The sequence below is a fragment of the uncultured Thiodictyon sp. genome (assembly GCF_903946935.1).
GTDB lineage: Bacteria > Pseudomonadota > Gammaproteobacteria > Chromatiales > Chromatiaceae > Thiodictyon.
Genome location: NZ_CAJAXH010000016.1, coordinates 1 through 10,676, shown reverse-complemented (window position 1 = coordinate 10,676; position 10,676 = coordinate 1). Strand labels below are relative to the sequence as shown.

The 10,676-nt window shown below is 60.6% G+C and carries 10 protein-coding genes and 2 pseudogenes; 4 read left to right on the top strand and 8 right to left on the bottom strand.

The window, feature by feature from the left end; genetic code table 11:
- Positions 1 to 262: 262 nt before the first annotated feature.
- From QZX93_RS01765 to QZX93_RS01735, 7 genes and pseudogenes are all read right to left on the bottom strand, one after another.
- Positions 263 to 622 (bottom strand): annotated as a pseudogene (locus QZX93_RS01765) (IS1595 family transposase); the annotation flags it as partial.
- Positions 589 to 1,122: a transposase gene (locus tag QZX93_RS01760; protein ID WP_295393260.1), complete on the bottom strand. Its 534-nt coding sequence runs from the start codon at positions 1,120 to 1,122 to the stop codon at positions 589 to 591. The gene QZX93_RS01760 and the pseudogene QZX93_RS01765, both read right to left, overlap by 34 nt.
- A gap of 421 nt (positions 1,123 to 1,543) precedes the next feature.
- On the bottom strand, positions 1,544 to 2,518 hold the full coding sequence (locus tag QZX93_RS01755; protein ID WP_295393261.1) for a DUF3991 and TOPRIM domain-containing protein: 975 nt from the start codon (positions 2,516 to 2,518) through the stop codon (positions 1,544 to 1,546).
- Positions 2,506 to 2,724 carry a hypothetical protein gene (locus QZX93_RS01750; protein WP_295393262.1) on the bottom strand — a complete coding sequence of 73 codons (219 nt, stop codon included), beginning with the start codon at positions 2,722 to 2,724 and terminating at the stop codon, positions 2,506 to 2,508. Before QZX93_RS01750 ends, QZX93_RS01755 begins: the two co-directional genes overlap by 13 nt.
- 458 nt (positions 2,725 to 3,182) lie before the next feature.
- Complete coding sequence (locus tag QZX93_RS01745) at positions 3,183 to 4,214, bottom strand: ParB/RepB/Spo0J family partition protein (protein WP_295393263.1); 1,032 nt, start codon at positions 4,212 to 4,214, stop codon at positions 3,183 to 3,185.
- Positions 4,211 to 4,969 (bottom strand): ParA family protein, encoded by a 759-nt coding sequence (locus tag QZX93_RS01740; RefSeq protein WP_295393264.1) that lies wholly within the window; start codon positions 4,967 to 4,969, stop codon positions 4,211 to 4,213. The genes QZX93_RS01745 and QZX93_RS01740 overlap by 4 nt, the downstream gene beginning before the upstream one ends.
- Positions 4,970 to 5,318: 349 nt before the next feature.
- A complete protein-coding gene (locus QZX93_RS01735; RefSeq protein WP_295393265.1) occupies positions 5,319 to 5,543 on the bottom strand; it encodes a hypothetical protein in 225 nt (74 codons plus the stop codon).
- A 1,102-nt stretch (positions 5,544 to 6,645) separates the two neighbouring features.
- Here QZX93_RS01735 and QZX93_RS01730 point away from each other — a divergent pair.
- Entirely contained in the window at positions 6,646 to 6,984 is a 339-nt protein-coding gene (locus QZX93_RS01730) for a hypothetical protein (protein ID WP_295393266.1), read from the top strand.
- A 466-nt stretch (positions 6,985 to 7,450) separates the two neighbouring features.
- Here QZX93_RS01730 and QZX93_RS01725 read toward each other — a convergent pair whose 3' ends face one another.
- Positions 7,451 to 7,732 (bottom strand): hypothetical protein, encoded by a 282-nt coding sequence (locus QZX93_RS01725; protein WP_295393267.1) that lies wholly within the window; start codon positions 7,730 to 7,732, stop codon positions 7,451 to 7,453.
- An 870-nt stretch (positions 7,733 to 8,602) separates the two neighbouring features.
- Here QZX93_RS01725 and QZX93_RS01720 point away from each other — a divergent pair.
- From QZX93_RS01720 to QZX93_RS01710, 3 genes and pseudogenes are all read left to right on the top strand, one after another.
- Positions 8,603 to 9,307 carry a replication initiation protein gene (locus QZX93_RS01720; protein WP_295393268.1) on the top strand — a complete coding sequence of 235 codons (705 nt, stop codon included), beginning with the start codon at positions 8,603 to 8,605 and terminating at the stop codon, positions 9,305 to 9,307.
- A 309-nt stretch (positions 9,308 to 9,616) separates the two neighbouring features.
- Positions 9,617 to 10,144, top strand: a complete 528-nt coding sequence (locus QZX93_RS01715) for a hypothetical protein (RefSeq protein WP_295394310.1) — start codon at positions 9,617 to 9,619, stop codon at positions 10,142 to 10,144.
- Between the two features lie 122 nt (positions 10,145 to 10,266).
- Positions 10,267 to 10,676, top strand: a pseudogene (locus tag QZX93_RS01710) (hypothetical protein); the annotation flags it as partial.

Sequence of the window (10,676 nt, the reverse complement as noted above, 5' to 3'; positions counted from 1 at the left end):
CCGACATTGAAGTCTGGAGACATAGCGGACGAGGTAGACATCAGAAAGCCCTTCGCGAAAACTGCTACGACATCATCAGCCAGATCCAAGGACACGGCAACCGCGACATCTGGACCGTCCTGAGTGGTAGGGAGTCTCTGCGCATCTCGGTAAAGCCTAAAAATACTGAGGCTCTTCCTGCGTTTCAGACGGCTCTGGTCAGCAAGGCTGAGAGCATGGGCTGGAGCAGCCCCCGACCGCGCAGGCGGACGTTGTGAGTGAACTGAAAGAACCCCAGGTAGAGCGGCAATTTCTCCTGGGAGATCCCGCGATGAGGGCGCAGCCAGGAGCGCAACAGTGACCAGAAGCCCTCCATGGTGTTGACATGGACCTCGTGGAAGCCGTCGCCGTCCTCATCACGCGCGTACTCGCCCAGGCTGTGGCAGACTGTCTTATGACCATAACCCCACTGCGGCAGTCGGGCATAGATGTTGTACTCGTCGGTGTAGACCTGTGTGCCCGGGGCAATGACCGCCAAAATCAACGGACGAATGGTCTGTTGTTGAACATTTTCAAGCATCCGAATCACTACCTGTCCGCCGCGCTCGATCATGCCAAAGATCGGTGGCTGCTCTTTTTCCAGCGTTCCGCGACCGGGCGCCCCCTCCAGCCGACGGCAGCGCCCCTTGCGCCCTTTTTTTTCACGGTCTCAGGATGGCCTTTGTGACCGGCTACCACGTAGACCTCGTCACACTCGAACTCGCCCGACAACATCGGCGTCGGCTGGCTGGCGACGATCCCCGCGCGCAGCTGCTCGGTCATCCGCTGCACGTCATCCTCGTTCAGACTCAACGCGTGGGCAATCTGACGGTTGGAGAGGTTCAAGCCCATCAGGTACAGACAGCCGATCCAGGCCATCAACGACTGATGCCGACCGGCGAAGATCGTCCCCGTCAAGTCGTCGAAGTGGCGCCCACAGCCCCCGCAACGATACTTCCGGCGCGCTGGTTGGGTGGAATCTCGACCTAGTTTGCTCACCTGCGACGACTGGCAGTGCGGACACGTCACCCCTTCGGGCCAGTGCAAGCTACGCAGGACTTCGTAACACTTGACGTCGTCCAGCAGCGTTGTAAGGGGGATCATCAGCCTAACTCCGAGACTTGCAAACCTTCCTGGCGGCTGGCGATCATAAGCCTCTTTTCACGATATTACAAAAGCTTAGCAGCCGCCTGAAACGCAGGAAGAGCCTCTCGTATTTTATTGCGTGTCATGTGACACGCTTTATCGAGGTTTTCACACCCGATCACCGGCACAACGCCAGTTCTGTTCCCCTTGGCTCAATGGTCAAAAGGTGATACTTGGCTGTTCGACTGGCTACTCAAGCCAGCCACCACCGTTTCACGCCTGGAAAACGCTGCACACAGTGGCACGCACAATCTACCAATGCGCCTTCACTCCGCCGTAGCATCCCCTACCCCCTCACCGGCCCAGATTGATCAACCGAACGCACAATCCCTGTTGAGCACATCCACCGTTCGCCATACCGACTGGGGTGCCTGAGTAGTTACCTTCGCCTCAACACATCGTTCCAATCCTTGGCACCGACGGGCGCGGCCCGCTCCACCACCAGGTCTCCCCTCCCCCTCTCCGCGACTAGGCCCTCAATGATCGCGGCGAAGCCGGTGCCGTCGGCATCGTTGTCCGTGGCGATTCGGACCGTCGCGCCCGGCGCCAAGCGCTCGATGGCTGCCCGGATCAGGGCCGGCTGGAGGGGGTTCATGCTCCCACCAAAACTCGCGTAACGCGCATGATCATCGGGGTATAGGACCGCATAGCTCAGGGCGTCGATACCACTCTCGGCGAATACCAGGGCGGTGTCGCTACGTTTGACGCCAGAGACCCAGAGCCCCTTCGCGCCACCTGGCGCGAAGCCCGTGAATGCGTGGTTCTTGAGTTCGTAGCCGCAGGGTCCGTCCCGGTCGACATGGGGAAAGACCACGTTCGAGCGGGTATCGATCAGGACCCGCCCAGCGAAGCGGGGATGTTCGAGGAGGCTGCGGGGAATACCCCGCTCATCTTCCAGATAGCGATGGATCACAAGTGGGCGCATCACGGCAAGGGTGCGGATGACTCCCCCACGGTCGCGCGTGACAGGAACCAACTCGGGGACATATCGATCCGGGGTCGGCCGGACGATGGACCCTCCGATCCAGGGCCGAAGCGCCCAGCGAACCGCGACGATGGAGCAACGGCGGCGATACTGGACAAAGTCGACGATCGAACCGTTGTCGGCCTCGTCGCGCACCGAAAAGTAGATCCAGTGCTGATCCTCACCCCGGGTGATGATGATCTTGTCGCCTCCGGGGTGACGCATGACCGCGGAGTTTCGGGAACTCGTCCGGCGATCGAGGAGGTAACCCTCGGACGCGGCAAACTCGGTCAGGTTGATGGATGCCTTGAACCGCTCGAGCTCGTCGCTCTGGTCGGGGATGCCGGGGGGCAGGGAGCGTTTCGCATGCGAAACGATCACGGTTCCCATCCCCTTTCGACTCCTGCCAGGACATCCGCAACAGCGCCGATCTCGTCAGGATCGGTCAGTGCAGCATAGGCGTGCAGCCAGGTAGCGGCGGCTTGCACCGCCCACAGGGGCGCCTTGGCAACGGTGGCCCATTGCTCCAGGGCGGACCCAGGAGGCGGTCGGCGGGAGTCGGAAAATCCCCGCTCAACGGCGAAGCTCGTCAACAAGACTGCCGCCTCGGCAGGAGACAGGCGGCTGTGAAACCTGAATGCCGAGATGACCCGCCGCCGGACGGCGTTGGGGACTGGCATCATCGGGACCGGTGCGGTGGCAACCACACCACGTTCGCCGTCTCAGATTCAGCCAGCAAGCGGCGCACTCCCTTAATATATGCCGGAGGCGCCGCCAGGATGCCGAAGCCTGACCCAGGCCGAAAATGGTGATACCGGGCGATGGTCAGCGTTCCTTCGGAAGTCTCAACCAGAACCCATTCCCTGCGGTGCTCGGCCGGGAAGGAGAACGAAAACCCATCCGGCCGATATGCGGCGTGGTGAGACTCACATAGATATCGCCGAGCGGGCGCTTCGATGTGTCGGGCGTGGATCTTGGGGTAGTCGCAACCGAGCATAGAAACCTCGGGAAAAATTGGCCCGGTGCCATCGCAGGCCAATCGCTTAGAACAGGATCACGACAGGGCCTTGCGCAGTGCGGCCAAGTCCTCCAGGTCGGAGAAGTCGATCCGTAACTGACCACCCTCCCCTTTCTCGCTCAGCACCACTTGGACAGTCATGCCCAACGAGGCTTGCACGGCAAGCCGAACCTCTTCGTACTGATTGGTCAGATCGGTGTCTGCGGAGTTGTCCTGACCCTCGTGGGCAGCTTTCGACTTTGAGGGCCGGGACGGGGGAGAATCCCCGGCTTGCGCGGGCGGAGTCACTGATGCCTTCGGCGACGGTTCCGGGATCGCCTCGGGTGCTGATGGAGCCTCATCCTTGGGTTGGGGCTGTGGCGATGGATCAGCCGGTTCGGGCAGGTCGCTCGGCAGCGGCGTCACCGGTGCAAGCTTGCGCCGCTTCGCTATCTCCAGGGCCTCACGTACAGCAGCACGGGTGATCCGCTCCTGCCGGTGCATTTCACTGAACGCATCTTCGTCAATCTTACCCAGGTCCACCAGCATAGCCAGGGTCTCTGCGTCGCGAGTCCTTTCATGCACTACGAACAGTTCGAGATGGCCACGGTGGGCCTCGATCTTGCGTCGCAGCGATACCCACGCTGGAGTCTTACCGAGCATATCGGCCACCTCCTTGGGTTTTCGCCCAAAGTCGATCAAGCGCCCGACGGCCGCGGACTCTTCCAAAATCGTGAGTTCTTCACGGTCGATGTTCTCGACCAACTGCACTGCCAAACGTTGCTCCGCCGTGAACTCGCGGACAACTACGGCCACCGTCTCGAGGCCCGCCAGACCCGCTGCCCGCCAGCGCCGTTCACCTGCGACAAGGAGATAACGACCAGCGGTCTCGGGATGGGGAGAAACAACCAGGGGCTCGATGACACCCTGGGCCAAGACTGACGCGGCGAGGGCATCAAGCCGCGATTGGTCGAAGCTGGTCCGCGGCTGGTGCGGATCGGGATCGATCAGCGACAAGGCGACTTCCTGTGCTCCGGTCGGCAGGTCTTCCATCAAGTCGGCGAGGTTAGCGATACCCTTGATGCTCATTGCAGCTTCTCCAGGATAGCGGCGCAGACGGCGCGCATTTCATGTGCAGCACGCTGCGAGCTTTCCCCCCTGGTACCCAGCCAGACCGGCCGACCACGATCGATGGCGTCCGAGATGGCGACCCGATGGCCCAGGGTGAAGGGCAAGAGTTTGTCGCCAAGAGCAGACCGCAACTCAGTGAGCATTTGCCCATGAGTGGTTGAGCGGCTGTTCACCATGTTCGCTAGAAGCCCCAGATTTTTGAGCCGCGGGTTGAAGCGAGTGCGAACCATCTGAATGGTTTTTTGCAGGTCGGTAATACCCTGAATCGAGTAACCATTGAGGGCTAATGGGCTGACTACAGCATCTGCGGCGATCAAGGCGGCCAAGAGCCGGCGTCCCAGTGTAGGCGGGGTGTCGATGATGCAGATGGTCTCGGGCGACAAGGCGAGCCCCTTAAGATGGACAGCAGGCCGCTCAATGCTCGCCAGGTCCAGCCCCTCGACATCGTTGATGGCGACGTCGGCAGGGATCAGGGCAAGATGGTCTGAGATTGGCTGGGGGGCCTGGGTGAGTGCACCGGGCTCGACCGTGAAAAGCTGTGAAGCAGGTAGGCCAGTGAAGGACTCAGAGAAGGTACGGCTGCTGTTCGCTTGTCCGTCAAAGTCCACCATCAACACCGGTCGGCCCTGTTCGAGCGCCAGCCAGGCCAGGTGAACAGCGAGCGTTGATTTGCCGACGCCACCCTTCTGATTCGCGATCGTAAGTGTCTTCATAAATGCCTCTCTAGGTCGCGCCGCAAGGGCAAGAAGGAGCCATAGTAATAATCCTACGGAAAATCCGAGGGCTTTAGATCGCTAGCTCCCTTAAAGGAGCCTAATCGCTATCGGTTAAGGCTGGCTGCAAGTACGAAGTCACAAACAGGCGACTGGTGCTGCTGATCGAAAAAATCGCTGTCGCTCGTTATCAGCACTGTCTGACCTCTACCCTAGCGTCGAGCCATCATCATCGAATCCCGGAAATGTCAAACCCTTGGTGTTCCCTGGTTCAAATAATGGTATTTTTCATGGAAATAATACAGCACAAGTTACAGCACTGCAATTTTCGCATGCGAAAAATTGGGCATCAGGCGCCGGCCCCTTCCTGCTTCGCCAGCCGCTGCTCCAGGTCACGCACCCGATAGCCTAACTCTTCCACCAGGACCGAAACCGGCGGTGTCTGTCCTGAGGCGCTCAAGCCCCGCCGAGACAAAAGTCGAATTGCCTCGTTAGCGGATAGGCCCTGATCCTCGGCAAAGCGCTCGACCTCGGCCTTTAGATCGGCTGGCAACAACAGTTGCATACGAGCCATGGGGCCTTTCTCGGCCATTGTAACCTCCAAAATCGGAACTAATATGACCCATAATCATACAGCAACAGCGCTACACGCGCCTGTCCTTGGGCACCGGTCCCTTAACAACGGTGTCTGACATCTGTCAGTGCTGCCCCGTGGCGACGGGCCCAAATGGCGTTCATCCGCTCTACCAAAGCAGCCCGTTTGAAGGTGACACGCAGGTTGCCGTTCGCGAAGGCCCGTAAGTACATGCCGTGGTCGCCGAGAGCAGCTTTACACGCCTCCCGTTCAAGCCTCGGCCAGCATGGTGATGGCTTCGGCAAATAAGGACAGGGAACACGGGTTGATCTATCGCTGGACTCCATCGTCCTTTTTCCTACTGCCCTTCTGAGGGTGGGAGTGGTGACTGGTCTTGGGTCAGACTAAGGAGGTCGACATCGAAGCGGGTTAGCTGTTTCGATTTTGCGCTGTTACCGATCTATCGCTGGATGCCGTCGTCCTTTTTCCTACTGCCCCTCTGAGGGTGGAAGTGGTAACCGGTCTTGGGTCAGACTAAAAAAGGTCGTGAGCGAAGCGGGTTAGCTGTTTCCATTTTGCGCTGCTGCCAGACTTATCCACAGGCGCTGGCTTTGTATCTTGTTTTTTCTTGTTTTTAACCTTGTTTGTAAGGGCTGGAAACGCCTTTTTAAACATGAGGATACGTGCTGCCTGTGCTACAGATTTATGGTCATGTGCTACAGATTTATGGTTACGAGCCTACAGATTTATGGTCATGTGCTACAGATTTATGGTGCTATCCACAGGCGTGCGGTCTAACTGCTACAGATTTATGGTCCTGCTTGCGCGCCCGATCGTGGAAGATTGTTCTGCTACAGATTTATGGTGGCCAACTGGACTCAGTGTTGTTGCTACGTGTCCTTCTGGCAAGCTTGCATGAATTCCGCGCGCTGGTCCGGAATGGGTAGTGTGGGGTCCCGCGTCCTTGGCGAGCGGGAGGCTAGACGTGGTTGCTGTCAGGGCGGGTAGGCGGCGCTTGCCTACCTGATCACACGCCGACAGAGTCGCGCCGATGGTGGTCGGGACGTTGGTAGTACGACGGTGTGAGCGGCACGCGGCCGGTGTGGGATCAGGTAGGCGCGGGTTCGGCGGCGAGGCGCGCCTGGAGCGCCTGCATCTGCTGGTCGCTCTCCTGCTGGTGAAGGAGCAAGCGCGCATGCGGGTCGAGTCCCTGTGGCTGGGCCTGCTGATCGGTGTGGAACACGGGGCGCAGGGTTTCCAGTACGAAGGGACCTCCTCCGGAAAGGCGTCAGGTACCTCGACGAATTTGCGCAGCATGGGGAATACAGGAAGCGGCTTGGGTGGGGTGACCCCCGGGGCGTTGCGGGCCAGGGCGTCGGAGATATTGACTGGGCGCCGCGACCACACCCCATTGGGTGGTGGCCGGCAGCGGGATGGCTAGGGCCTGCTCCAAGCTTTGGATAGGATGAAACGGCAGACCGCAGCCGTACTTCAGTAGTTCGATTATTGCCGCGGCGGGCTCGTCGTATTTCGTCGCGTCCACGCCCGCTGCTCATCGTCCTGCATAACGCTGTAAGGAACTGTTTATGAAGGAAGTGGCGTTGCTGACGAAGATCGTTAGCCGGGAAATCAGCAGCTTAGGGTGCCTCGCGAACACTTATGCATAAAGATGAGCGCCCGCTGGGGTGCGGCCGTGAACGCTGCGCCACGCAGTCCGCAGTGCAGCCGCTCCGATGTTTAGACCTGCGCCTGCAAGGGTGCCGTGCCGGGGTGCGCACCATACTGCGGGTTCCTGGCGTTGGACTTAGAGCCGTCCCGTGCAACCGGGTTCGGGACACGGGTCGCCCTGCTTCAAGGTGGCGTGGGTGACCGGGATGCGGGGCGCGCGGGGATACTTGTCCGCACCGTTACGACCATGGCCAGTGCGCGTTTTCTTGCCGGGCGGCAGCACCGCGTCGGTGTCGGTTACACCAGGCGCCACCGGCTGGTTTGCCCTTTCCCAGGACGGAGTCCTTGGTCGCTGTGCGGGGTCCGAAGATCAGGCTGCGCCCCCGTTCCTGGGTGGTGGTCGTGGTCTCCGACTCCTCGGTCAGGCGCGTCAAGGTGTCCACCGCCGCCTTGAGGGTGGCCTGTTCGTCCGAGGGCAGCGCGGCGTTGCGGGTCCGCGCGACAATGGCCTCAAGCTGCACGATGGGAACCGCTACCCGCTACCCGCCGGCCGCGCCGGATCAGCGTGTTCATGGACGCTGTCATGGCGTATCCCGGGCCGCAGCGCGCCAGTCCCCACCTGCCAGCACCTGCCCCGCCGAACCGCTTGAGGGCACCGCTCATGGGCTCGTTAGCCAACGGCGCACCCGTCGGGCCAGACCATCAAGGGCTTGGCGAGATCCGCCGGGGCCGTCGCGACCAAGACCCGCAGTTGCGGGGTCAGGGCGATCACGGCGCCGTTCCCACAGACGGCGCGACATCGCCCGACCTCGCTGGCCGCCGCCCGAGTCCACTCAATGCGTAGCGAACGGCGTCGGGCAGGGCCAGCACTCAGCCCGGCACTGATGGTGGTAGACCCAGCACCATTTTCAAAAAGGTCCGGAGCTCCGCGGTAGGTTTCTGCGGCGGCGCCGTTAGCACCGTGAGCTGCCGCTTCAAACGGGCGTAGTCCAGCGGTAGGGTCGCGGCGACCTTGCTTACCCCATGGCGGAGGCTAGTGCCACCGCCCGCGACCAAAGTTCCTCGGGAATGCGCGCCCCCAGGGGCGTGGTCCGGCGCCAGTGGGCAAATGCCGGCGCAGGCTGCGCCATCGGCAGCGGCGGCGAGAAGTGACAGTGACATCGTGGAGCCTCGGGATCACGAAAAACGGGGCTCCCACGCTACCTGGCCGGGGCTGGGGATGGGATTTCATGCCGCCTTACCGGAAGGGCACGTTGCTACAAATTTATGGTCAGAGAGCTTCTGCTACAGATTTATGGTCGTCGGCATTGAACCTGTTATGGCTACGGGGATTGCATGATGAAGCAAATATGCATAAGCTACATTTAACTACTCTGTAGCAGAAAAAGCTCATGGACCAGCAGCGTTCGATCCTAGTTAAGGCTGATGGGAATTCCATCGTCACGAAAGCCAATGCCCTGATCGAGGCATCCTACAACCTCACGCTCAACGAACAACGCATCATCCTGGCTTGCGCCGCAAAGCTTGACGGTCGTAAGCCAATGCCCAGAGATGCGGTGTTCGTGCTGGGCGTGGATGAGTTCGTGGAATTGTTCGGCAGCGACCCGAAAAATGCCTATGCTGAGATGGAAGAGGCGGCAACCAGGCTCTACGAGCGGGATATCCGCCGTATCGATGGCAACACGCGGAAGCGTTTGCGATGGGTGTATATGGCCGAGTACAAAAAAGGGGAGGGCAAAGTAAAGCTTGGATTTTCTCCGGAAATCGCTCCCTACCTGACCATGCTGCACAAGCGCTTCACCAGCTACCGGCTTGAGGAAGTCGTGAGTCTGAGCAGTACCTACTCGATCCGCCTGTTCGAGATGCTTGCTCAGTTCGCCGATACCGGACTTTTTCTGATCTCGGTAGCGGATTTCAAGCACCGGCTCGGACTTGATGTTAAGTACGACCGCTTCTCCAACCTCAAGGCTCGCGTTATCGAGCCTGCGGTTAAGGAGTTAGCGGCGAAGACCTCGTTGAATGTCACGTGGCAAGGAATAAAAAAGGGGAAGGCCGTCGATCGCCTAGAGTTCCGTTTTGCCGAAAATGTGCCATGAAGCGGATTGCGACGAACCATGGCCCGCCAACCCGACCATGCTAGCGGCCGCCGTGGGGCAGGGGATTTTTCCTTCACGGATGCTGCCGGTGGGGTAGGGCGCAGGCCAAGACAGCCTGACGGATGGTGACGGTGCGATCGGGCGGTAATCCACTCGTCCCATCAGGCGCTGACACGGGGGGCGCGACCAGGTGGAGGAGCGCGTTGTCTGTTGCGTCTGTGACTGTACGGTAAACCGGCTGAAAGAATCGGCTCGTGTGGCTGTAGAGTGGTCGCTGCACCCAGAAGCAAGCTCACCGAGGACCGCAAGATGCCCAACAACCAGTCTGTGAATCGCCAGATCGTGCTGCGTTCGCGCCCAGTCGGTGCCCCGACAGCGGACAACTTTGCGTTGGTCGACGCTGAGGTTCCGGTGCCGTCCGAGGGACAGGTGCTGTTAAAGACCTTGTACCTCTCGCTCGACCCGTACATGCGGGGCCGGATGAGCGACACCGCATCCTACGCGCCACCCGTGGAGGTCGGCGAGGCGATGGTTGGTGGCACGGTTTCACGGGTCGCCACGTCGCGCCATCCGGATTTTCAGGCGGGTGACCTGGTGCTCGCCTACAGCGGCTGGCAAGACTATGCCCTGAGTGACGGCGCCGACCTACGCCAGTTGGATCGGGCCATGCCCCAGCCGTCGCTCGCCTTGGGGGTGTTGGGGATGCCGGGCTTTACGGCCTACATGGGCTTGCTCGATATCGGTCAACCGCAAGCGGGGGAGACGGTCGTCGTCGCCGCGGCCAGTGGCGCCGTTAGCCCGACTTCGACTATTCGACCCGGGATTTTGCCATTTTAGGCCAATTTTAGCCCTTGGTGGCTTGGTAAGTGACTGAATGAGCTAGAGCGGGTCGTGCGAAAACGGCTGTAGTGCCGACCTTGGTCCTTGAGCCGGATGGCGGTTGCGCGGACACTATTGGGATGTTCCTGCGATCCAAGACACGTAAGAAAGACGGCAAAGAGCACCGCTACTGGAGCGTGGTGGAGAATCGTCGCGTGGCCAGTGGGCGGGTGGTGCAGCGCCACGTGTTGTATCTGGGGGAGATCAACGACGCCCAGCGGGCCGCTTGGTGCCGCTCCATTGAGGTCTTTGACGACGGTGACGCGCACCAAGACCGCCGGCTCCTGGCGTTGGACGTAGACCCGGCCGGTGCAACCGGATTCGGGACAGGGGTCGCCCTGCTTCAAGGTGGCGTGGGTGACCGGGATGCGCGGCACGGCAAATCCGTTCTAGCCCGCCGTGGCTGGCCGTCCCCGCCGACGGCGGGAATTTTCGGTCATGCCCAGGTAGTCGAACACCAGGCGGACGTTGCGTGCCAGGCGCTGGATGG